Raw genomic sequence first — 22,120 nt, forward strand, 5'->3', positions numbered from 1 at the left:
CGAGTATGGATATCGGTCCCGCATATCCCGACCGCGTCCACCCGGATCACCACTTCGCCCACGCCCGGTGTGGGATCCGGAACAGATTCGACGGTGAACTGTCCGGGCTTCTCGACAACCAAGGCGCGCATAGCAATAACCATGCACCCGCACCCGGCGCACTCGACGCGTTTTACGCAATAGCAATCGCATTCTTCTTGTTTGCCCGCAATCGTTACGAGTTCAGGGCCGCGCCTGGTACCAGAAGGCGGTGGAGGCCACGTGCGCCCGCTCCAGCGGCAGGTAGTGTCCGTCCTCGCGCCAGCCCAGCGCCTGCACCGTGGCGCGCAGTCCGTGCTCGAAACAGATGGGGTCGGGAATGTGGAACCGGTACATCCCGAATCGCTGGTCCGGTTCGTAGATTCGATGCGGCGGCAACACCTGTGCCATGCCCAGATAGGGGGCGCAGTAGGGGCGATAAGCGCCGTCGAGATCGAAATTCCAGGCGCCACCGAAATAGTCCTCGGTTCCGGTGCCGCAGACCGTAGGGAATTCGGTGTCATCGTCGAGATAGAACTTGAGTTCCCCCTCACCCCACCACCCCGTGGCCCGCGGCCGCACCGCCAGATATGTCCCCGCGTACCGGCCGGGGCCGCCCTCGATTTCGACGATCGGATGCTCGGCGGGCGTGCCCAGCGGATCGCTGCACCGCCACCGGGCATGCAGGTACCCGGCGGCGCCCGGTAGCTCCTCTTCCAGATAGGTGATCTGGTAGTAGACCGGCGCGGCCCGCGGGGCTCCGTTGTGCAGCGTGATGACCGCCCGCGAGTGGAAGGGCATGGGCCAGTAGCTGTTCAGGCCGCCCGCGGGCGCGACCACCACCATGGCGGAGTTGATCAGCGCCAGCTCGTCCCAGCCATTGCAGAAGAAGTCGCCCAGCGGCACGGCCACGGCCGGTTGCGGCGCGTCGTCCCAATACATCTGGAGGGTGAAGTCGCGCAGCAGCGACCGGTCGGTGGTGAGCCAGAGATGACGGATGACGCCGGGGCCGGAAACATCGGCGAGCGTTGCGGTTTCACCCGGCCCGAGGTCGATCGACGGCGAGACCTTCCAGCCGCGCCCCAGCCCCGCGGCCGCGAACGCGCCGGTCCCGGAGATGGCCCGGCCGCCACCGCCGGGTTCGCCGGTGGGGTTCTCCGCGCTCACCGAGCGGGTGCGCCGACCGTCCAGTTGCCAGATCTCGTGCACCATGCGAATTTTCGCACGCGCGCACCCGCAGCGAACCGGACATGGCGCGGACAAGCGAATGCCGACGTCGTCCCATTCGCGACGCCGGCATCCGTGGTAAAACGCCTAGCTACCGAACGGACCGGTCCCGATCCCGCCCTGCTCGATCAGCTTGGACTGCAAGGTGCCCATGGTGGCACCGTCGATGCCCAGGCCCTGGGCGATGAAATTCTGCACCGTGCCGTAGGACTGCACGGCCTGGCCGAACGCCGCGGCCAGGTAGTCGCTCTGCACACCGAGCACCGGGGTGAACAGCGACGGATCGGTGACCAGGCCCTTGGCGACCAGCCCGTCCAAGGTGGCCTTGTTCGACGCCGCGAGGCGATCGTTGGAGGCCAGGTAGTTGTCGTAGATCTGGGACTCGGGGGTGCCCAGGACGGACATCAGGATCGCGGTCATCCAGCCGGTGCGGTCCTTGCCCGCGGTGCAGTGGTAGAGCACCGCGCCATCGGCATTCGCGATCTCCCGCAGCGCCTTGCCGAACTGCTGGCGGGCGGTCGGGTCGGTGACCATCCACTTGTAGTAGTCACGCATGAACTGCGCGGCCTTGCCGTCGCCGAGCATCTGCTGCTGCACCTGCGGCCCGCCCTGCACGGCCTTGGCGAAGAAGACGTAGAAGTCGTTGTTGGGGTCGTAGACCGGCAGCGACTCCTCCGGGATCGAGCCGGGCAGCGCGTCCGGGGCGGCGGCGCGCTCGGTCGGGCTGCGGAAGTCGATCGACTTGGTGACCCCCGCCGCGATCAGGGTCTGCTGATCGGCGGCGCTGAGGCGGTTGAGGGCGTCGGTGCGGAACACCAGGCCCGACTTGATCTTCGCGACGCCATTGTTGGCTGCGGTGCCGCCGATATCGCGGGCATTGGGGGCGCCGGCGAGCTTGAAGTCCGCGCCGATCGGCGCCTGATGCCCGATGGCGATCGGGGCGGCCTGGACCGCGGGGGTCAGGGTTACCGGGACGACGGCGATGAGCACGGCGGCTACACCGGTGAGGGTGCCACGCACGGCACGTGAAATCGTCACTGGTGGATTTCCTTTCGGTACAACGCGGACCGGGACGGTTGCCCCGGTCCGTTTCCGCCGAGGTCGGTCCCACACCGGACTTCGGCTGTCTGCGGAGGTCGGCGCCGGCTGTCGGCGGATCCGGACCATTACGCCGTCCCGGGGTTGCCGAAGCGGGACCGCACGGTGTCGCAATGGCGACGTTCCGGTGCGGGTCCCGCTCAGTGGGACGGCTGCGGGGGTCGGGCTATTCGACGTCGGCGAGCAGGGTGATGGTTCCGGCCGCGCCGTCGACGCGGACGCGCTGGCCGTCGCGCAGGGCGTCGGAGGCGGTCTTGGTGTCCACGACGCAGGGGACGCCGAACTCGCGGGCCACGATGGCCGCGTGCGAGGCCGCGCCGCCGATATCGGTGACCACCGCGCCCGCGTAGGCGAACATGGCGGTGTGGCCGGTGTCGGTCACCGCGGCCACAAGGATGTCGCCGGGCTCGATATCGTCGTCGAGGGTCATGACGCGCTTGACGGTGCCCTCCACCACGCCCGGGCTGACGCCGAGCCCGGAAATGCTGTCGCCCACCGCGATCGCGCCGGAGATCTCCTCCGGCTCCCACGGGCCGTTGACCACGTCGGGCATGCGGACGGCCTGGAAGCGGGCGCGCTCGGCCCGGCGGCGGGCCACGTGCTCCTTCAGATCGGCGGGAGCCCAGAGGATTTCGTCGAGGTTCAGGAACGCCGAGTCCTCGATCTCGGTGAGCTTGCCCGCCTTCACCAGACGTGCCGCGCGCTCCTGGGTGGCCAGGCGCAGGCAGTTGGTGACCCGCACCACCGCGTCGCGGGCGCGCTCGCGGTAGACGGTCGCGCCGACGGCCATCTTGGCGGTGCGGCCGGTCGGCTCGGGCACCGGTTCGCGGTGCGGCGCGGGCATTTCCGCGGCCCGGCCCGCCGCGGTGACCAGCAGTTCGGGGCGGTCGCCGAAGGTGGCGTTGATGAGCTCGCATTCGCCGGGCCCGCGGTGGCCGATGCGGGCCAGCTCCTGCTCCAGGGCGTGGGCGAACTCCGGCGACTTCTCCCGGGCCGCACCGACATCGCCGCTCTTGGCGACCTCCTGTAACCCGGCGTCCTTGCGGCACAGCGCCGCCAGCCGCTCCACGGCCAGCATGGTCTTGGCCGACTCCAGGCGGTTCAGGTCGATCTTGACCTCGCCCTTGTGGGCGGCGGTGGCCGCGCCGGTCATCATGACGCCGATGGAGGCGGCCTGCCAGGCCTGGTTGAGGCGGTCGCGCCAGAGCAGGGCGCGGGCATGCAACTGCTCGTCGGTGAGCTCGGAGATCTCATCGCGGGTCAGGGCTTCCGCGTGCGAGGCGGCATTGATGAGCTCGGCGGTCTCGGCGTACTGCATGGCGGTGGCGGCGACGCGGCCCAGGGCCTTGAAAGTGCCCGCGCGCGCGGCCATTCCGGTCGGCATGGCGGGACGGCCCTTGGGGTGCAGCTCGACATCGCCGATGGTGCCGTAGACGTCGCGGCGCACGCTCTCCTCGTCCCAGCCGGGCATGTTCTGCGCGGAGAAGACGCCGATGGAGGCATTGATGTACATGTGATGGCCGAGCACGCTGGTGACACGGGAGACCCAGTGCTCCAACGCGATTCCTTCGATGGCGATCATATTTCCCATGGCCTCGTTGCCGAGCCGGATGGCACCGGCCTGCAGGTCGATGGTCAGCGGGGTGAGCGGGCCGGGCAGCGCCTCGGAGGTATTGGTGGCGGTGTAGACCGGGATCCGGTCGTCGACCAGGTCGTCGAATTCACCTTGAAGACCCTCTGGCGCAGCGGATTTCAGTGTGTAGCCGTCGGAGGTGGGCGCGTTCTGCGGCACCACGTGGCTGGGCAGCGGGATCGCGCCGCGGCGGGCGCGGATGCCCGAGCCGGTGCTCTTGCGGCCGTGCAGCCCGCGGGCCACGTCGGCGATCACCTCGGTGGCGGTCCAGCCGTAGCGGAAGCCCCATTCCTCGCGAGCGGCGGACGAGTCCACCCGGGTGCCCGTCGCCGACGACTTCGGCAGCCACGCAATGTATTTCACGCCCGCGTCGGCGAAGATCTTCTTGACATCGGCTCCCGACACCTCGCCGGGAGCGGCCAGCTCGACCACGCCGGTGCGCTGCGAGAGCGCCGCCAGCACCAGGAAACGCTCGAGATCGTCGTAGTGCAGCACCTGGATGCTGCCCTTGCCGCCGGTCAGACTCTCCAGGGTGCGCCAGCCGCTCTTGTCCAGGCGGCGGCCCGCCACCAGGGCGGTGCGCACGACGAGCGCGTCCGCACCGGATCCGGTCCCGGTCCGTTCGGCGTTCGGATCCGCACCCGCCAGCACCACGAGTCGCGCCCCGGAATCCTTGGCCGCCTCGGCAATCGGAGCCACCGCGGTACCCGCCAGGTGCACGATGGCGTCCACGCCGGCCGCGGCCCGCCCGCAGATCCCGGCATCGGACAGGTCGCCGACGATCACCTCGACCCGCGGGTCCACATAGCGGTGGCGCTGCCGGTCCAGGCCGGTCACGTCGTGACCCGCCGCCAGCAGCATGCGCGACACCGCCCGGCCGCTCGCCTCGGTGACTCCGGTGACCAGAATCCGCATCGACTCTCCTCCTCGTGCAGGCGTCCCCAACCACAGTGACGCCGTTCACATACCATCCCCAGTGCGCTCTCGGGTGGCGGGTGACAGTCCCGGTCAACGGGATCGGGGATTCGGTCAGCAAGATGTACCGCTAAGTAAGGGCACCGGCAGCGGGCACGGTCGAACCATGACAGTGCGGAATTCGGTCACGCCCCGGGCGGCCGGCGAGGTGAACCACTACGACATCGAGACCGATGTGCTGGTCGTCGGCTATGGCGCGGCGGGCGCGTCGGCGGCCTTCGCGGCCGCGCACGCCGGGGCCCGGGTGCTGGTGCTGGACCGCTCCGGCGGCGCGGGCGGCGCGTCGGCCATGTCGGGCGGCGAGATCTACCTCGGCGGCGGCACTCCCATTCAGGTGGCCTGCGGATATGAGGACTCGCCCGAGGAGATGGCGGCCTTCCTGACCGCGGCCCTGGGCGCGGGCGCGGACCCCGCCAAGATCGAGGAGTACTGCGCGGGCAGCGTCGAGCACTTCCACTGGCTCGTCGACCGCGGCGTCCCGTTCAAGCCGACCATGTGGGACGCACCCACCTGGGTCCCGCCCACCGACGACGGGCTGATGTGGCTGGGCGAGAACAGCTGGCCCTTCACCGAATCGGCCGTCCCCGCCCCGCGCGGACACCGGCCCGCCGCCAAGGACTTCGGCGGCAAGCTGCTGATGGAATGCCTGTCCTCCGCCGCCGAATCCGCCGGTGCCACCACGCTTTTCGACACCTACGTCAGCACTTTGATCGTCGCCGACGACGGCACCGTGGTGGGGGTCGTGGCCCGCAACTACGGCAAGGAGCTCACCATCCGTGCCCCCCGTGGAATCGTGCTCACCACGGGCGGTTTCGTCGACAACGACGACATGCTCGCCGCCCACGCCCCACAGTTGCTGGGCCACAACAAGGTCAGCGCGGGCACCGACGACGGCTCCGGCATCCGCATGGCGCAGGCCCTGGGCGCGGCCGTGCGCCACATGTCCGCCGGGCAGGTCGGCATGTCTCTGATCCCCGGCCTCGCCGCCCGCGGCCTGGTGGTGAACGCGTTGGGCCGCCGCTTCATCAACGAGGACACCTACCCCGGCCGCATCGGCCAGCACGCCCTCTACCGCCAGAACATGGGCGGCAGCTGGGCCGGCGATGACACCGCGGTCTGGGTCATCGTCGACGAACACGGTTTCGACGATGTCCCCGAACCCCAGCGCTGGGGCGTCCAACCCACCCACGTCGCCGAAACCCCCGCCGAACTGGAATCCCTCGCCGGTCTCCCACCCGGCTCCCTGGTCGCCACCCTCACCCGCTACAACGAATTCGCCACCCGCGCAGAGGATCCCGATCATCACAAGTCTTCCCGCTGGCTACGCCCCCTGACCGCCCCCTTGGCCGCAATCGACGTCAAAGCCGGAATCCGCCCACCCGCCGAATCGGGCAACCGCCGCGGCACCGGCGCCTCGGTCTTCACCCTCGGCGGCCTCCACACCGACCTGGACGGCCACGTCCTCGACCTCGACGCCCGCCCCATCCCAGGCCTGTTCGCCGCGGGCCGGGCGGCCAACGGCCTCCACGGCTTCGGCTATATCTCCGGCACCTCCCTGGGCGACGGCACCTTCTTCGGCCGCCGCGCCGGCGCCTCCGCCGCCCGCCGCACCTGATTCACAATCACCGGTCGTGAATTGCGTGTGAATTGCTGTTTCACTTGGGTTCGGGTGCGGCCTAACGTTTTCCGTGTGGCGGGCAACTCGGGGGTTGTCGGGTCCACGTGGCGTCCCAGGTACCCGCTGGGGCGATCTCGGATAGCCGGCAGCGGCGGACGGCGGCCTGAGCCCCCGGACGTTCGGCGCTGCCGGTGCGGGATCGCACGCGTGTCGGGCGTGATTCGGGCGAGTCCGGCGACAAGACTCGGGGGCATGATGGTGGAGGACCGGGCGGGCGGCGAACCGGAACGCGACAGTGAATCCGGACATGGCAGCGAACCCGAGAACGGCGGCGATTCCGAAAACGGGGAAACCGCGGGCAGTGACGTTGCCGCGCCGAATCCTTCGGGGTGGGGGCGGGTGTGGGCGTTCGCCGATCGGGTCGAGCGGGCGGTCAAGGCGAGCTATCCGGGGCTGGTGGTGGCCTGGATCTTCTTCCTGTGGGCGGTTTCTCCGTCGTTGCTGCCGCGGACCTGGTTGTTCGAGGGGCTGGTGTGCGGGATCAGTGCGGCCATCGGGTACGGGGTGGGGTGCGTGCTGGAGTGGGCGTTCAAGAAGTGGGTGCGGCCGCGGTTGCCCGAGGAGGCGCGCGGGCTGGCGCGACTGTGGCATCCGACCGAGGTGGAGCGGGCGAGCTGGAAGGCCGTGATCGTGGTGGGGACGATCGTGGGGGCGGCGCTGGTGCTGGCGCGGTCGGCGCGCTGGCAGCGGGATCTCGAAGTGCTGATGGGGATGCAGCCGACCACCACCCCGAGTTTTCTGCGCGCGGAACTGCTCGCGGCGGCCACGCTGGCGCTGGTGGTGATCGTGTTCCGTGGGGTGCGATGGCTGATCCGGTTGATCGCGCGGCTGCTGAACATCGAATGGCGGATTCCCCGCAATGTCGCCTACGTCGGCGCGACCGCACTGGTGACGGTGCTGGCGGTGCTGCTGTTCCAGGGCGTGCTGGCGAAAGCCTTCTTCTCCGTGGCGAACTCGGCCTTCGGTCTGCGCAACGGCCAGACCTCGGAGTACGCGCTGCAGCCGCAGCTGCCCGAAAGGTCGGGCAGCCCACAGTCATTGGCGCAGTGGAACACGCTGGGCTCGGAAGGACGCTGGTTCGTGGCCAACGCCCCCGGCGCCGAGCGCATCGCGCAGGTGACGGGAAAGCCGGCGCGCGAACCGATCCGGGTGTACGCGGGGCTGGACTCGGCGAAGACGCCGGAGGAGATCGCCGATCTCATTGTGAAGGAACTGGATCGGACCCACGCCTTCGAGCGCAAGGTGCTGGTCGTGGTCACCACCACCGGCACCGGCTGGGTGGACTCGACCACCGCCGAGTCCATCGAGTACATGTACGGCGGTGACACCGCCATCGCGGCCAGCCAGTACTCGTATCTGCCCAGCGTGCTGTCTTTCCTGTCGGACCGGGAGAAGGCCACCGAGTCGGGTCGGCTGGTCATTCACGCCGTGCACGAGCGCTGGGCGCAACTGCCGGTCGGGCAGCGGCCGAAACTGCTGGTGTACGGCGAGAGCCTGGGCTCGCAGGGCTCCGAGGGCGCCTTCACCGGACTCGACGACATCCGCACCCTGGTCGACGGAGTGCTGTGGGTCGGCCCGCCCAATTCCAACCGCATCTGGGGTCAGCTCGAGCAGCGTCGCGATCCGGGCACCCCGGAGGTCCTGCCCACCTACGCCGACGGCCTGATCGTCCGATTCGCCGCCACCGCACCGGATCTCGACCGCCCCGACCGGCAATGGTTCAACCCGCGCATCGTCTACCTCCAGCACGCCTCCGACCCCATCGTCTGGTGGTCGCCGGATCTGCTGTTCACCCAACCGGATTGGCTGCGGGAGCCGCGCGGCGCGGATGTCTCCAAATCCATCCGCTGGTGGCCCATCGTCACCTTCTGGCAGGTCAGCGCCGACCTCGCCAACGCCCAGGGCGTCCCCTCCGGACACGGCCACCGCTACGGCGATCTGGTCCTGGACGGTTGGGTCGCTGTCGCCCAGCCCGAGGACTGGAATCCGGACCTCGATCGGAATATCCGCAAGGCCCTCGACGAGGACATCACCTGGGAGTACGCCCACAAGTAGTCCACGTTCCGATCAACGGGACTATTTCGAGTCGAAACACCTCCGTGGCCATAGCTTCGAGTGCAGAAACTCTGGCACGAGGAGGAACGCCCGTATGACTGACAAGGTGCTCGATCTGGTCCGGGATCTGCTGCCCGCGATCGGGGAACGCGTGACCCAGGCCGAGGAGCAGCGGCGGGTGCCCGACGCCAGCATTGCCGAGCTCACCGAGGCAGGCGTGTTCCGCATGCTGCAGCCCGCCCGCTTCGGCGGCGCGGCGGCCTCGCCGGTCGAGTTCTACGAGGTCATCCGGGCCATCGCCACCCGGTGTCCGTCCACCGCGTGGGTGTCCTCGGTGCTGGGCGCGCACCCGTGGCAGCTGGCGCTGTTCGACGACCGTGCCCAGCAGGACGTGTGGGCCCAGAATCCGGACACCCTGGTCTCCTCCTCGTACGCGCCGACCGGCAAGCTGTCGGTGGTCGAGGGCGGCTACGAGCTGTCGGGCCGCTGGTCGTTCTCCTCCGGCTGCGACCACGCCCAGTGGGTGTTCCTGGGCGCGCTGGTCCCGTCGGAGCAGGGCATGGACTACTACACGGTCCTGGTGCCGCGCACCGACTACCGCATCGAGGACGTGTGGAACGTGTCCGGCCTGTCGGGCACCGGCTCCAACGACATCGTCATCGAGAAGGCGTTCGTGCCCGCCTACCGCACCTACTCGGCCGCCGACCAGGCCGACCTGGTGGGGCCGGGCCAGCAGGTGAATACCTCTCCGCTGTACAAGATCTCGTTCGGCAGCGTGTTCTCCAACACCATCACCTCCCCGATCATCGGCGCGGCCCAGGGTGCCTACGAGGCGCACATCGAGCGCCAGCGCGAGCGGGTGCGCCTGTCCTACGGCGGCCAGAAGGTGTCCGAGGATCCCTTCGCCCACGTCCGGATCGCCCGCGCCGCTTCGGAAATCGACGCCGCCATCCTGCAGATGGAGCGGAACATGAACGAGCAGTTGCGCTTTGCCGAGGCGGGCGAGGAGATCCCGTTCGAGTCCCGGCTGCGCGCCCGCCGCGACCAGGTGCGCGGCACCGCGCGCGCGCTCAAGGCCATCGATCTGCTGTTCAAGAACTCCGGCGGTCACTCCATCCGCAAACCCAATGTGATCGAGCGCAATTGGCGCGACGCGCACGCGGGCAGCGTGCACGCCATCAATGACATCGAGCGCGCGCTGGCCATGTTCGGCAAGGGCGCCATGGGGCTCGAGGTCACGGATCGGATGCTCTGATGACACTCCGCTCCACCTCCCAGCGCTTCGCGGAGGACACCACCCGCTGGGTGACGGTCGACGGCCACAAGCTCCGCTACCACGAGGCGGGCGAGGGTCCGGCGCTGGTGCTGCTGCACGGCTCGGGCGCGGGCGTCTCCGGCTGGGCCAACTTCGGCGACAATCTGGCGGTGCTGGCGCGGCACTTCCGCTGTCTCGTCCTGGATCAGCCGGGATTCGGCGCGAGCGGGCGGCCGGAGGTGTACGAGCGCAACTATCTGCGCATCGCCGCCGACGCCGTGCTCGGTCTGCTCGACGAGCTGGGCATCGAGAAGGCGCACCTGCTCGGCAATTCCATGGGCGGCACGGTCGCGACGCTGCTCGCGCTCGAGCACCCGGGACGAGTCGACCGCGTGGTGCTCATGGCCCCCGGCGGTGTCGGCGTGAATATTCTCGGACCCGAACCGTCCGAGGGTATTACCCGCCTCATGGAGTTCAACGCCGCCCCCAGCGACGAGAAGGCCATGGGCTTCCTGCGGGCCATGGTGTCCAACCCGGCCACCCTGACCGAGGAGCTCGTCGCCAGGCGACTCGAGGCCGCCGCCGACCCCAAGGGCCGGGCCGCGCTGCGGGACGCCTACGCCACCTTCTACAACCCGAAGCTGGCCGAACCGGTCCCGCTGTGGGCCCGGTTGAAGGGCATCAAGCAGGAAGTGCTGATCCTGTGGGGCCGCGACGACCGCGTCACCCCGGTCGAGGGCGCACTCTTCGCCGCCCGCCAGCTCCCGAACGCGGACCTGCGCACATTCGCCCGCTGCGGCCACTGGGTCATGGTCGAGCGCAAGGACGCCTTCGAACGCTCGGTCATCGACTTCCTGAACAACGGACTGTAGCAACCGGTTTCCGGGGCTACAGTCCGAATATGACGTGGACAGCCCCGGAAATCCCTCGGTCCCCACAGTTGCTCATCGGCGACGAGCGCGCCGTACTGCACTCGCTGCTCACCCGCGGACGCGAGATCCTGCTCTGGAAATGTCAGGGCCTCAACGGTGTTCAGCTCGCCACCCGCAGTGTGGAACCGTCCACCATGTCGCTGCTCGGCCTGATCCGGCACATGACCGAGGTCGAGCGCGGCTGGTTCCGTATGCGGGCGGCCGGTGAGCCGCTCGACTACGTCTACTCCAGCGATACCAACCGGGACGGCGACTTCGACGACACCATCGCCGACGCCGCAGAGGCCGACTACACCCGCCTCCTCGACGAAATCGCCCTGTGCGACAAGGCCGTAGCCGATTTGCCGCTCGACCATGCCGTCCCGCACCCCCGCTCCGGCAAGGACCTCTCCCTGCGCTGGATCTACCTGCACATGATCGAGGAGTACGGCCGCCACGCCGGGCACGCCGACCTCCTGCGCGAACGCATCGACGGCGCGACCGGCTACCAGTAGCCGTCAGTCCGTCGATCGGGCCGCGAGCAGCCTGCCCTCGGTGAAGAATTCGAGCAACGCGTCGAGCCCGCCCAATTCGGCGATGGTTCGTGACGCGCCGAAGGCTTGGTTCCAGAACTCGCCGGTGCGGGGCGTCCAAGGGCCGACGTAGGCGTAGGGCTCGGGGATCAGCGAGTCGCCGGGGGAGACACCGTAGTTGACCTCGTCCAGATCGATGCCGATGTCGAAGTGCTCGGGCCAGAGCACCGGGGTGTGGTCGGGGGCCAGGGCCCGCAGCGCGCCGTCGCCGCGTTCGAGGGCCCGGGCGAGGATTCGCGCCTGGTCCGGGTCGATCCACAGCTCGGCGGCCGGGTCGAAACCGGTGACGTCTGTGTAGACGCCGTCCGGCATGCCGGACTCGATGCCCGCCGCGGCGGCGAGGCCGGCGATGGTCGCACCCGGCAGCTTGCCGACCGGATCGCCGTCGAGCAGGAGAAGATCCTCGCGCACGGCGAGATTCGGTGCCTTGACCGTGGCGAATCCGCCCGGCGCGGCGGCCAGCCGGATGGTGGCGCTGGTGCGGTACTCCGGCCCGGCGAGCAGTTGTTCCGCGACCGCGTGCAGGCTCTCGCGGGTCCGGCGGTAGGCGTCGGTCATCGTCATGTCCCCATCTTCTTCTCTGCTGTAACGCGGCGGGCACTGCGGTGCACCGTCAGCACAGATTCTTCTGGGTAGGGAGGCGTTACAGATGGAAAGCGATCGATCGGCGCAGTGGTATCGCGTGGCAGCGGAGGATCAGCCCGGGGAGGGGCGGGTGCGGACCGTGTCGGTGGGCGGGCACAGCGTCGCCCTGAGCCGGTGCGGGGATCGGTTCGGGGCCCTGGCCAATCACTGCCCGCACCAGGGCGGGCCGCTGGGAGAGGGGTCCATCGAGAACGGGTGGCTGCGCTGCCCCTGGCACGGCTACGACTTCGATCCCATCAGCGGCAAGCCGCCCGCCGGATTCGACGACGGCGTCGCGACCTACGAAGTGCGCCAGGATGATTCGGGACTGTATGTGAAGGTGCCCGAGCCCGTAGCGCCGCCCCGCTCGATGGCCGACGCGGTCGTGGAGACGCTGGTCAACTACGGCGTCACCCACGTGTTCGGCATGGTCGGCCACTCCAATCTGGGCTTCGCCGACGCCATGCGCCGCGCCGAGGAACGCGGCGAGCTCACCTACATCGGCATCCGCCACGAGGGCGCGGCCGCCTTCGCCGCCGCGGCCTACGGCAAGCTGACCGGCCGCCCCGCCGCCTGCTTCGCCATTGCCGGACCGGGCTCGACCAACCTGTTGACCGGCCTCTACGACGCCAAACTCGACGGCGCTCCGGTGGTCGCGATCTCCGGTCAGGTGCGCTCGAAGGTGCGCGGGCGCGGCGCTTTCCAGGACCTCGACCTCAATACGGTGTTCCGCGACGTGGCCGCCTGGACCACCACCCTGGCCGCCGACAGCGACCCCGCCGAACTGGCCGCCCTCGCGGTCAAACGCGCGATCGATCTGCGCGGCGTCACCCATCTGGTGCTCCCCGACGAAGTGCAGCCGCAGCCCAGCGACCGCCTCGCCGGGGTGCCCGCCGATCGGCTGCTCCCGCGCCGCACCGCCCCCGACGCCGCCACCCTGGCCCGCGCCGCGAGCCTGATCTTCACCGCCCGCCGCCCGGTACTGATCGCCGGTCACGGCGCGCGCGGCGCGACCGCGGAACTGCGCACCCTGGCCGAACTGCTGAACTGCCCGATCCTCACCACCTTCAAGGCCAAGGGCCTGGTCCCCGAGGGCCCGCCGCTCGGTGCGGGCGTCCTGGGCCGCAGTGGGACCCCGGTGGCCAGCTGGCTGATGAACGAATCCGATCTGCTCATCGTGGTGGGCGCGTCGTTCTCCGACCACACCGGCATCGCCACCTACAAGCCGATCGTCTCCATCGACGACACCCGCGCGGGCGTCGAGCGCTGGAACGCCGCCACCGTCGGCATTCTCGGCGATGCCGCGCTCACCCTCGAACGGGTGGCGAAACTGTTGCGCGCCGCGCCCGAACGCCTCGCCGCCGTCGACCAGCGCCCGGATATCGCCGCGCGCTGGGCGATCTGGCGCACCGAGAAGGAACGCCGCGCGAACGACGATCGCGGCCAAGGGGTTCCGGCCGCGGCGGTGTTCGCGGCGCTGTCGGCTCACCTGCCCGCGGACGCCGTGGTCACCGTGGACGTCGGCAATCACGCGTATTCGCTGGGCCGCTACCTGGAATCGTCGGGTCAGCCGGTGCTCATGTCGGGCTATCTCGGCTCGATCGGCTTCGGCTATCCGGCCGCGCTCGGCGCCTGGGCGGCCGCACCGGATCGGCCCGTCGTGGCGGTCACCGGCGACGGCGGCTTCGCGCAGTACGCGGCCGAAATCACCACGGCCGTCAAGTATTCCATTCCGATCAAGCACATCCTGCTCGACAACGGGTCGCTCGGGAAGATCAGCAAGGAGCAGCGTGCCGCGGACTATCCGGTCTGGCACACCGCCCTGCACAACCCCGACTGGGCCGAATACGCCGAGCTGTGCGGTGCGAAGGGCATCCGGGTCACCCAACGGGATCAGCTCGACGCGGCCATGACCGAGCTGTTCGCCGCCGACGGGCCCGCGCTGCTGTGTGTCGCGCAGGATGCCGAATTGGTGTGATCGGGCCCAAGAACCGCCCGAACCGGCGTTAGAGTCGCGATGACAGTCTGTTGTGTCGAGCGAGGAGTGCGGGTGGGCCACGACGGCGTCCTGCCACCGGACGATGTCCTGGTGGGCAATCTCCGCCAACGGGACGAGAGCACCTTCGGGTTGGTGCTCGACGCCTGGTCACCCGGCATGCTGCGGCTCGCCCGCTCGTTCGTCTCCACCAATGCCTCCGCCGAAGAGGTGGTGCAGGAGACCTGGCTGGCGGTCATCCGCGGCATCGACGGCTTCGAGGGCCGGGCGGCTTTCAAGACCTGGGTGTACCGGATCCTGGTGAACACCGCCAAGAAACGCGGCATCGCCGAGAGCCGGACCGTCCCGTTCGCCAGCCTGCTGTCCGAGGACGAGGGACCCAGCGTGGACCCCGACCGCTTCCGCCCCGCCGGGGACCCGTACCCCGGCCACTGGAAGGCCGGGGAGAAGCCACAGCGCTGGTCGGAGCCGGAGAATGCCGCCGAGCGGGCGGAATTCGCGCAGGTGGTGGCCGCGGCCCTGGCCGAGCTGCCCGACCGGCACCGGATCGTGCTGGTGCTGCGGGATATGGAAGGCTATTCCTCGGAGGAGGTGTGCGGTCTGCTCGACATTTCGGCCGGTAATCAGCGGGTCATCCTGCACCGGGCCCGGGCGGCGATACGCACGAAGCTGGAAGGGTATTTCGATGCGGAGGCGGTGCTGTCGTGAACTGCGATGAATTCGTCGAACTCGTCACCGCCTTCCTCGACGGCACCCTGGACGCGGCCGTCGAACAGCGTTTCCTGGAGCACCTTTCGCTGTGCGACGGGGGCGAGGTGTACCTGGAGCAGTTCCGCCGCACCATCCAGGCGGTGGGGGAGCTGCCACCGGAGAGCCTGTCCGGCACCGCGCGCGAGCAGCTGCTGAACGCCTTCCGCGATTTCCAGCATTGACCCGGCAATCGCCGTGTTCGACCCTGTAACGCTGGGCGCCGGGCGGACACTGCGGTGCATGACGAATTACGAAGACCTGCGGGCACTGTTCATCAACTGCACCCTCAAGCCGTCGCCCGGGGTCAGCAACACCCAGGGCTTGATCGACGCCAGCGCCCACATCATGGAGCAACAGGGCGTGCAGGTCGACCACATTCGCGCCGTCGACCACGACATCGCCACCGGCGTCTGGCCGGACATGACCGAGCACGGCGCGAAATCCGACGAGTGGCCGGTGTTGCAGCGCCGCGTCATGGCCGCCGACATCCTGGTGGTCGCGGGCCCGATCTGGCTGGGCGACAACAGCTCCGTCACCAAGCGGGTCATCGAGCGTCTCTACGCCAATTCCCACATCCTCAACGAGGCGGGCCAGTACGCCTACTACCGCCGCGTCGGCGGCTGCCTGATCACCGGCAACGAGGACGGGGTCAAACACTGCGCCATGAACATCCTCTACAGCCTCCAGCACCTCGGCTACACCATCCCGCCCCAGGCCGACGCGGGCTGGATCGGGGAGGCCGGACCCGGGCCCTCCTACCTCGACCCCGGCTCCGGCGGCCCCGAGAACGACTTCACCAACCGCAACACCACCTTCATGACCTGGAACCTCCTGCACCTGGCTCGAATGCTCAAGGACGCCAAGGGCATTCCGGCTTTCGGCAACCAGCGCACCGCCTGGGACGCGGGCTGCCGCTTCGACTACCGACTACGAGAATCCCGAATACCGCTGAGCGGCGACGTGGAAGACCGCCGGGCGAGCTGATGAGGGTTGCTCTCCCGGCGGTCCAGGCCCGCGAGCGGCTTTCGCACGCACTCGCGGGACATCTCATCCGGCGGCCGTCGCCTCCGCGCCGCTTCCGGCGTAGGTCTGCGACCACGCGAGATCGCTTCTGCCCCATGCGTATCCGCGACCCCATACGGTCTCGACCCGATGATGTGCGCCGAGCTTCGCGCGCAGCCGCTTGACATAGACGGCCACCGTGGACATGTCGCCGTATTCCCAGCCCCACACCCGCGCCAGCAGCTGATCCCGGCCGAACACCTGCCGCGGATGCGCCAGCAGGAAAGCGAGCAGCTGGAATTCGCGCTCGGTGAACCGTACCGGTGTTCCCGCCACCAGCACCAGCCGCGATTCCGGCCAGACCTCGACGGCGCCGTCGCGCAGCGCCGGTCGCGCCGGCTGCACTGCTCGCCGCGAGCGCCGCAGCAGCGCCGCCGCCCGTAATCCGAACTCGCGCGGGCCGATCGGCTTGCCGAGATAGTCGTCGGCCCCGGCCTCGAAGCCGAGCACCCGATCGTGCTCGGTGTCGTGCGCGGAGACCAGGATGACCGGCGTATCCGGCCGCAGGCCCGCCGAGCGGATCCGGCGGCAGATGTCCAGCCCGCCGGTGCCGGGCAGCCCGGCATCCAGCACCGCCAGATCGATGCCCGTCGAGGTGGCGACCGGCAGCGCGTCGTACCCGGTGCTCGCCTCGACCACCCGCAGCCCGTCGGCTTCCAGACTGCGCCGCAACAGCTTCCGGGACAGCTCGTCCCGGTCCGCCACCAGCACCGTGGCCCGCCGCTCCACCGGGAACGGCGGTGCGAACTCCGCGTCGAGGTCGATGTCGCGTGTCATCCTGCCCTGCCTCACTGCCGATACGATCAACAGTGCACAGAGGCGTGCTACCCGAAATCCGTTACAGGGATTTACAGCTCGTGTTCGTGGGCCCAGGCGGCGAGTTGGGTGCGGGAGGTCAGGCCCAGTTTGGCGAGGATGTGCTCGACGTGGGTTTCGGCGGTGCGCACCGAGATCACCAGGTCGGCGGCGATGCGTTTGTTGCTGTGCCCGGCGGCGACGAGGCGGGCCACGTCCTTCTGGCGGCGGGTGAGGACACTGGTTTCGGAGAGGGTGGCGGTGGCCGCTCGCGGGGTGCGCTGTAGCGCGGGCGGCGCCGCGACCGGTTCCGGGGCGGCGGGCGTGCGGCCGAGGGCGTAGTCGATGGCCGCTTCGAGGGGCAGGCTCGCGCCCGCGCCGAAAGCGGTGCGGAACGCCTCCTCGCCCAGGGCCTCGCGGACCACCAGGCGCTCCTTCTCGCCGACCGCGACGGCGATAGTGTCGGCCAGGCGAATGGTGCTGCGCTGCAAGGTCTCCGCCGCGCCCAGCAGGCGGGCGGCGCGCTGGTAGTCGCCGCGTGCCGAGACCGTCCAGGCCAGGCCCTCGAAGGCCGACGACAGCCAGACACAGCGCTCGAACAGCGCCAGCTGTTCGATGGCGCGGCCGTGGTATTCGGCGGCGGCGTCGAGTTCGCCGCGCCGCCAGTGGTCGATGCCGACCGTCCACAGCGCCAGCCCGCCCAGCAGATGCGAACCGCTGTCGGTGGTGAGCGCCAGGAAGCGTTCGGCCAGTTCGGTCCGGCCGGGGGCGTCGAGCACCATGGCGGCCATGAAAGAGAAGGCGTGCGAGTCCATTTCGATCGCGTGCTGGCCGTGCGAGGCCGCCAGTTCGATGGCGCTGCGCCCGAGTTCGAGGGACCGTTCGCGGTCGCTGGTTGCGAAGGCCAGCAGCGAGCGGTCCAGCGCGACCTCGGCCATGATGTCTTTGTCATCGAGCGAGGCGGCCAATTCCATGCACTCGGTCACCAGCCGCGCCGCGGACTCCTCATCACCCAGCAGCGCCGCCAGGGAGGCCGCCGACGACAGCGCCTTGGCGCGCTCCGCGGTCCGCTCCGGATTGCGGGCCAGCGAATCGGTGAGCCAGCGGTAGCCCTCGGACAGGAACCGGTTGTGCTCCCAGAACGGCCGCAGCACGGTGACGGTGGCCATGGTCTTCAACGGCTCGTCCTCGAGCCCGGACTTCAGCGTGGCCCGCAGATTCGCGTGCTCCCTGGACAATTCGTGGAACCAGGCCACATCCTCACCGGTCCAGTAGGCGGTCTGCCCGCGCATGGCCAGCTGCCGGTGGTGCTCCCGGTGCCGGGCCCGGACCCGCTGTGCCGCACCGCGTTCGGCGAGCCGGTCGGCGGCGAACTGGCGGATCGGCTCGAGCATCGAATACCGGGCCACCTCCCCGTCGAAGCGCAGCACCACCACCGACTTGTCGACCAGCCCCGTCAGCGCCTCCATCAGCGAGGCCGCCCCGAGCTCGCACACCGTCTCCGCGGCATCGATATCGAAACCGCCGGAGAACACCGAAAGCTGTTCCCACAGCGCCTGTTCGGCTGCAGTGCACAGGTCGTAACTCCACCGGATCGCGCCCTCGATGGTCTGCTGCCGCTGCGGCGCGGTGCGCGGCCCCGCGCTGAGCAGCCCGATGGTGTCGTCGAGGCGGTCCAGAATCTGTTCCGGCGTGAACATGCGCAACCGCAGCGCCGCCAGCTCCAATGCCAGCGGCATGCCCTCGAGGCGGCGGCAGATCTCGGCCAGTACCGCGCGATTGGCGAGCGTGGCCGAGAAGCTCGGATTGGCCGCAGTGGCGCGCTCGACGAACAGCTGCAGCGCGTCGGAGTCCTCGGTGGCGGTGTCGGGCACGGTCAGCGGCGGTACCGGCATGACCTGCTCGCCCGGAATGCCGAGCACCTCGCGACTGGTCGCCAGCACGCGGACGTCCGGGGTGGTGGCGATGATCCGCCCGACCAGCGTGGCACACGCCTCGATGAGATGCTCGCAGTTGTCCAGAATCAGCAGCAGGCGCTTGTCGGCGAGGAATTCGGTGAGCCGGGGCAGCGGCGCGCTGGACTCGTCGCGCAGATTCAGCGCCTCGGCCACGGTCAGCGTCACGAGCGCCGGATCCTGCACATCGGCCAGCTCGACCAGCCACACCCCGTCCGGGAAGGCCCGTGCCACCAACTGCCCGATCTGTCGCGAGAGCCGGGTCTTCCCCATGCCGCCGGGGCCGAGCAGAGTGAGCACCCGGGTGGTGGGCAGCAGTCGCTTCGCGGTAGCCAGCTCTTCGCGGCGGCCGACGAAGCTAGTCACCTCTTCGGGGAGGTTTCCATTGACACGCCGCGCCATGGTGTCCAACCTATGTGATTTGCCGCATTCTGTGCCAGCAGCCCCGCATAAACGCAGCTCGCGAGAGCCTCCGGTGTGTGCGCCGATACACTCGAGCGGGTGCCGAGCAGAAGCCGCCGGGCCCGCGTCGAAGACGTCCACGAGATCGCGCTGGGCATGCCGCACGTCACCACCGAGCAGGGCGGCGCGGGCAATCCCGTCTATCAGGTCGGCCGCAAGTCGTTCGTCTTCTTCCGCACTCCGCGCCCGGACGCCTTCGACCCCGAAACCGGCGAAGGATTCGACGACGTCATCGTCATCTGGGTCCCCTCCGCGGACGACAAACTGGCCCTGACCCAGGACGCGGACTCGCCGTTCTTCACGACGCCGCATTTCGACGGTCATCTCTCGGTGCTGGTGCGGGGCAGTCGAATTCCCGAGCTGACTCTGACCGAACTCACCGAAGTGATTCAGGACGGCTGGCTTTCGCGCGCCTCCGCCACCCGTGCGCGCCAATGGCTTGCCGAACACGGCCCTGCCGCAACGAAATCCGAGTGATCCTCGATCCGGTGACCGAACCGCTGCCACCGGACGAAATCGCCGCAGCGGCAATATCTCTCGTCCCCGACCTGGCGGTCCCGCCTACGGTCAGCGAGGGGAGGGCGCCCGGCTCAGCGCCGCGCGGAGGCTGTCGATCAGGATCGCCCGGGCCGCCCGGGCTTCCGGGGTGGGGGTCAGCGGGTAGACGTGCACCAGTCCGGCCGCCTCGTGATAGTCGACCTCGACGCCCGCGGCGCGGGCCTTGCCGACCACGATCCGGATGTCCGGCATCAGGATGTCGCGGGTGCCGGAGAAGACGGTGAGCGGGCCGAGCCCGGTGAAGTCGCCGAACATCGGGCTGACGCGCGGGTCCGTGATCGGCAGCGGACCACGCCAATGCTCGCCCAGCACCAGCCCGCCCTCCCGGCCGAGCCAGGGGTCGTCGGGCTGGACGGCGGGGATATCGGGATTGCTGAGCGACAGGTCCAGCGCCGGTGAGATCAGCACCGTCCGGGGCACGATCGGCTGCTCCTCGTCCCGCAGCACGAGGGCGGTGGACAGTGCGATCTGCCCGCCCGCCGAGTCGCCGGCCAGGCAGACCTCCCCGTACTCGGCTCGGTTGGCGCGAACCAGCGCCGCGAACCGGGGAATCACCTCGTCGGCGGTGCCGTAGGGAATCAGCGGATAGATGGGCAGCGTGACCGCCGTGCCCATCTCGGCGGCAATGGTGGCCGCCAGTTCCCAATGCTGCCTGGCCACCTCGTTGATCCAGCCGCCGCCGTGGCAGTACACGATATTCCCGCGGGCACCGCCGGTGCGGGGCGTGAGGGTGTAGATCGGCCAGCCGTCCTCGCGGCGTACCTCGACGCGGACATCCGAGCGCAGCAGCCGCGGCGGGCCGTAGGGTTGGGGTCGAATGCTGCGCTCGCGGATGTGTTCCCGCGCGCCCTGCGCGGTGATGAACGGCCGATTGGCGCGGGTGATCCGCAGGTATGCGGGCACCGCCCGACTGATCAAGCTGGGCATGGTGCCTCCCGGTGTGGGCCGGAACGACTGGAATGTCCGGTCATTCGCAGTCGACCATACCGAAGCGAACGGCCGCGCTATCCGTGTTCGATTTTCGCGCCGGTGAGGAAGGCGGACATGGCGGCGGCGATAGCATCGGGCTGATCGATCATCGACAGGACATAGGCGTCGTCGATCTCGACCAGGCGGGCATTGGGAATGATCTCGGCCAGGCGGCGGCCGTGCTCGCGCGGCATCACCTTGCCCGCCGAGGACCACAGGATCAGGGCATCGCCCGAGAAGTTGCGCAGTGCTTCGGTATTCGCGATGAGTTCGGCCTTGGTGCGGCGGGACCGGCCGTAGGCGAGCATGTCGCGCTGGATGCGTTTGTCCCGCAGGCCGGGTTCGGTCCAGCCATGCACGAGTTCATCGCTGAGCGGGTAGCGGGCCATCCAGCCGAACAGCAGGGGAGACGAGCGCAGCCACGGTATGCGTAATTGCTCGAGTCCCAGTGTGACTCCGCCCGGCAGGTTGGCGGCCAAGGTGACAGTCTTGCCCGGCAGGCCCGGCGGGAAGTTGTCGAATGCCTCGCAGGGGAACACGATCAACCGCCCGACGCGCTCGTCCAAGCCGTAGGCGGTGAGGAACAACCCGCCGCCCCAGTCGGTGTGGACCAGGGTGGCGTCGTGAAGGTCAAGGGCGGCAAGGAAATCCGCGACCAGCTGATCATTCCCCGCATGGTCAGATCCGCGTTCTCCCGCATGGGCTCGGGGTGGGAGCCGAGCGGGAGAACGGGCAGCAGGTACCTGAACCCCTCGGGCAGCTTGTCGATCACCGCGTCCCACTGCGTGTGATTCATCAGCAGCCCGTGCAGCAGCACCACCGCGGGCCCCTCGCCCCGCTCGACGTAATGGATCCGGCCCGCATTCAACTCGACAGTCTTCATGATCGACCTCTCCGCTAGAGCACACGCTCTAGTGTGTTTGCTCTAGTCTGGATCCGTGAGTGAGAAGCTGTCAACCACCACCCGGGACCGCCTGGTAGCCGCCGTCGCCGAGCTCATGCGCGTCCAGGGCTACAGCGCGATCACCGTCAAACAGATCACCGCGGCCTCCGGCGCCCCGATGGGCTCCCTCTACCACCACTTCCCCGCCGGAAAGTCCGCCATCGCCGCCGAGGCCCTCCGTACGTCCGGCGCGGCCTACATCCAACTCCTCCCCCTCCTCATGGACGCCCACGACGACCTCCGCGAAGCCGTCCCCGCCGCTTTCACCGCCGCCGCCGAAACCATCGAGCAGAACGGCTGGATGAACATGTGCCCCGTCGGCACGGTCGCCGGGGAGGTAGCAGACAGTGAACCCGGAATCCGCGACGTAGCAGCCGAAGTCATGAATTCCTGGATAGCAGACGGTGCCGCCTACTTCACCCGTCGCGGCCTAATGGAAAGCGACGCAAAAGAATTAATGACAGCCCTCCTTTGCGCCCTCGAAGGCGCATTCATCCTCAGCCGCACATTACGCTCAACCGAACCACTATTGGCAGCAGGCCGCGCAATGGGAGCTAGTGTCG

At 69.2% G+C, this 22,120-nt stretch carries 18 protein-coding genes and 1 pseudogene; 11 read left to right on the top strand and 8 right to left on the bottom strand.

Annotated elements, in window-relative coordinates; all coding sequences use genetic code 11:
* Window positions 1-222 precede the first annotated feature (222 nt).
* From NS2_RS28950 to NS2_RS28960, 3 genes are all read right to left on the bottom strand, one after another.
* Window positions 223-1,227, bottom strand: a complete 1,005-nt coding sequence (locus tag NS2_RS28950) for a glycoside hydrolase family 172 protein (protein WP_033090569.1) — start codon at window positions 1,225-1,227, stop codon at window positions 223-225.
* A 105-nt stretch (window positions 1,228-1,332) separates the two neighbouring features.
* Window positions 1,333-2,283 carry a tyrosine-protein phosphatase gene (locus NS2_RS28955; RefSeq protein WP_228102668.1) on the bottom strand — a complete coding sequence of 317 codons (951 nt, stop codon included), beginning with the start codon at window positions 2,281-2,283 and terminating at the stop codon, window positions 1,333-1,335.
* Between the two features lie 226 nt (window positions 2,284-2,509).
* Window positions 2,510-4,891, bottom strand: coding sequence for a PEP-utilizing enzyme (locus tag NS2_RS28960; protein ID WP_147207358.1), 2,382 nt, complete (start codon window positions 4,889-4,891; stop codon window positions 2,510-2,512).
* Window positions 4,892-5,057: 166 nt separating this feature from the next.
* Here NS2_RS28960 and NS2_RS28965 point away from each other — a divergent pair, with 166 nt between their 5' ends.
* The 5 genes from NS2_RS28965 (at window position 5,058) to NS2_RS28985 (ending at window position 11,365) form a co-directional block, all read left to right on the top strand.
* The gene (locus NS2_RS28965) at window positions 5,058-6,566 is read left to right on the top strand and encodes an FAD-dependent oxidoreductase (protein WP_033090560.1); all 1,509 of its coding nucleotides are present in this window, start codon (window positions 5,058-5,060) and stop codon (window positions 6,564-6,566) included.
* Between the two features lie 255 nt (window positions 6,567-6,821).
* On the top strand, window positions 6,822-8,684 hold the full coding sequence (locus tag NS2_RS28970; RefSeq protein WP_261772322.1) for an alpha/beta hydrolase: 1,863 nt from the start codon (window positions 6,822-6,824) through the stop codon (window positions 8,682-8,684).
* 94 nt (window positions 8,685-8,778) lie between these two features.
* Window positions 8,779-9,939, top strand: coding sequence for a 3-hydroxy-9,10-secoandrosta-1,3,5(10)-triene-9,17-dione monooxygenase oxygenase subunit (gene hsaA, locus NS2_RS28975; protein ID WP_033090559.1), 1,161 nt, complete (start codon window positions 8,779-8,781; stop codon window positions 9,937-9,939).
* The gene (locus NS2_RS28980; protein ID WP_045439366.1) at window positions 9,939-10,811 is read left to right on the top strand and encodes an alpha/beta fold hydrolase; all 873 of its coding nucleotides are present in this window, start codon (window positions 9,939-9,941) and stop codon (window positions 10,809-10,811) included. The genes hsaA and NS2_RS28980 overlap by 1 nt, the downstream gene beginning before the upstream one ends.
* A gap of 29 nt (window positions 10,812-10,840) precedes the next feature.
* The gene (locus NS2_RS28985; protein ID WP_033090558.1) at window positions 10,841-11,365 is read left to right on the top strand and encodes a DinB family protein; all 525 of its coding nucleotides are present in this window, start codon (window positions 10,841-10,843) and stop codon (window positions 11,363-11,365) included.
* A gap of 3 nt (window positions 11,366-11,368) precedes the next feature.
* Here NS2_RS28985 and NS2_RS28990 read toward each other — a convergent pair whose 3' ends face one another.
* Window positions 11,369-12,007, bottom strand: coding sequence for a hypothetical protein (locus NS2_RS28990; RefSeq protein ID WP_222594892.1), 639 nt, complete (start codon window positions 12,005-12,007; stop codon window positions 11,369-11,371).
* An 85-nt stretch (window positions 12,008-12,092) separates the two neighbouring features.
* On the opposite strand from NS2_RS28990, the gene NS2_RS28995 reads away from it, so the two are divergent.
* The 4 genes from NS2_RS28995 (at window position 12,093) to NS2_RS29010 (ending at window position 15,797) form a co-directional block, all read left to right on the top strand.
* A complete protein-coding gene (locus tag NS2_RS28995) occupies window positions 12,093-14,045 on the top strand; it encodes a thiamine pyrophosphate-binding protein (protein WP_033090557.1) in 1,953 nt (650 codons plus the stop codon).
* 72 nt (window positions 14,046-14,117) lie between these two features.
* Entirely contained in the window at window positions 14,118-14,771 is a 654-nt protein-coding gene (locus NS2_RS29000; RefSeq protein WP_197707850.1) for an RNA polymerase sigma factor, read from the top strand.
* Window positions 14,768-14,995 carry an anti-sigma factor family protein gene (locus NS2_RS29005; RefSeq protein ID WP_033090555.1) on the top strand — a complete coding sequence of 76 codons (228 nt, stop codon included), beginning with the start codon at window positions 14,768-14,770 and terminating at the stop codon, window positions 14,993-14,995. The genes NS2_RS29000 and NS2_RS29005 overlap by 4 nt, the downstream gene beginning before the upstream one ends.
* A gap of 58 nt (window positions 14,996-15,053) precedes the next feature.
* A complete protein-coding gene (locus NS2_RS29010) occupies window positions 15,054-15,797 on the top strand; it encodes a flavodoxin family protein (protein WP_045439374.1) in 744 nt (247 codons plus the stop codon).
* A gap of 63 nt (window positions 15,798-15,860) precedes the next feature.
* Here NS2_RS29010 and NS2_RS29015 read toward each other — a convergent pair whose 3' ends face one another.
* On the bottom strand, window positions 15,861-16,652 hold the full coding sequence (locus NS2_RS29015) for a response regulator transcription factor (protein WP_081986268.1): 792 nt from the start codon (window positions 16,650-16,652) through the stop codon (window positions 15,861-15,863).
* A gap of 71 nt (window positions 16,653-16,723) precedes the next feature.
* Window positions 16,724-19,027 (bottom strand): LuxR C-terminal-related transcriptional regulator, encoded by a 2,304-nt coding sequence (locus NS2_RS29020; protein WP_033090563.1) that lies wholly within the window; start codon window positions 19,025-19,027, stop codon window positions 16,724-16,726.
* A gap of 156 nt (window positions 19,028-19,183) precedes the next feature.
* Here NS2_RS29020 and NS2_RS29025 point away from each other — a divergent pair, with 156 nt between their 5' ends.
* Window positions 19,184-19,564 (top strand): MmcQ/YjbR family DNA-binding protein, encoded by a 381-nt coding sequence (locus NS2_RS29025; RefSeq protein ID WP_081986270.1) that lies wholly within the window; start codon window positions 19,184-19,186, stop codon window positions 19,562-19,564.
* Between the two features lie 90 nt (window positions 19,565-19,654).
* Here NS2_RS29025 and NS2_RS29030 read toward each other — a convergent pair whose 3' ends face one another.
* Both NS2_RS29030 and NS2_RS29035 read right to left on the bottom strand, forming a co-directional pair.
* The gene (locus NS2_RS29030) at window positions 19,655-20,572 is read right to left on the bottom strand and encodes an alpha/beta hydrolase fold domain-containing protein (protein ID WP_033090553.1); all 918 of its coding nucleotides are present in this window, start codon (window positions 20,570-20,572) and stop codon (window positions 19,655-19,657) included.
* Window positions 20,573-20,649: 77 nt separating this feature from the next.
* Window positions 20,650-21,497, bottom strand: a pseudogene (locus tag NS2_RS29035) (alpha/beta fold hydrolase).
* A 55-nt stretch (window positions 21,498-21,552) separates the two neighbouring features.
* Between NS2_RS29035 and NS2_RS29040 the strand changes: the two are divergent.
* A partial coding sequence (locus NS2_RS29040; RefSeq protein ID WP_147207359.1) for a TetR/AcrR family transcriptional regulator occupies window positions 21,553-22,120 on the top strand: 568 nt, incomplete at its 3' end.

This window comes from Nocardia seriolae NBRC 15557 (assembly GCF_007990715.1).
Classification (GTDB): domain Bacteria; phylum Actinomycetota; class Actinomycetes; order Mycobacteriales; family Mycobacteriaceae; genus Nocardia; species Nocardia seriolae.

What these genes read in the sequence shown, in the direction of transcription:
- NS2_RS29020 (WP_033090563.1), bottom strand. Translation starts at nt 19,027, where the DNA reads ATGGCGCGGCGTGTCAATGGAAACCTCCCCGAAGAGGTGACTAGCTTC.
- NS2_RS28965 (WP_033090560.1), top strand. Translation starts at nt 5,058, where the DNA reads ATGACAGTGCGGAATTCGGTCACGCCCCGGGCGGCCGGCGAGGTGAAC.
- NS2_RS28970 (WP_261772322.1), top strand. Translation starts at nt 6,822, where the DNA reads ATGATGGTGGAGGACCGGGCGGGCGGCGAACCGGAACGCGACAGTGAA.
- NS2_RS28980 (WP_045439366.1), top strand. Translation starts at nt 9,939, where the DNA reads ATGACACTCCGCTCCACCTCCCAGCGCTTCGCGGAGGACACCACCCGC.
- hsaA (WP_033090559.1), top strand. Translation starts at nt 8,779, where the DNA reads ATGACTGACAAGGTGCTCGATCTGGTCCGGGATCTGCTGCCCGCGATC.
- NS2_RS28960 (WP_147207358.1), bottom strand. Translation starts at nt 4,891, where the DNA reads ATGCGGATTCTGGTCACCGGAGTCACCGAGGCGAGCGGCCGGGCGGTG.
- NS2_RS28995 (WP_033090557.1), top strand. Translation starts at nt 12,093, where the DNA reads ATGGAAAGCGATCGATCGGCGCAGTGGTATCGCGTGGCAGCGGAGGAT.
- NS2_RS29025 (WP_081986270.1), top strand. Translation starts at nt 19,184, where the DNA reads ATGCCGCACGTCACCACCGAGCAGGGCGGCGCGGGCAATCCCGTCTAT.
- NS2_RS29010 (WP_045439374.1), top strand. Translation starts at nt 15,054, where the DNA reads ATGACGAATTACGAAGACCTGCGGGCACTGTTCATCAACTGCACCCTC.
- NS2_RS28990 (WP_222594892.1), bottom strand. Translation starts at nt 12,007, where the DNA reads ATGACGATGACCGACGCCTACCGCCGGACCCGCGAGAGCCTGCACGCG.
- NS2_RS29030 (WP_033090553.1), bottom strand. Translation starts at nt 20,572, where the DNA reads ATGCCCAGCTTGATCAGTCGGGCGGTGCCCGCATACCTGCGGATCACC.
- NS2_RS29015 (WP_081986268.1), bottom strand. Translation starts at nt 16,652, where the DNA reads ATGACACGCGACATCGACCTCGACGCGGAGTTCGCACCGCCGTTCCCG.
- NS2_RS28985 (WP_033090558.1), top strand. Translation starts at nt 10,841, where the DNA reads ATGACGTGGACAGCCCCGGAAATCCCTCGGTCCCCACAGTTGCTCATC.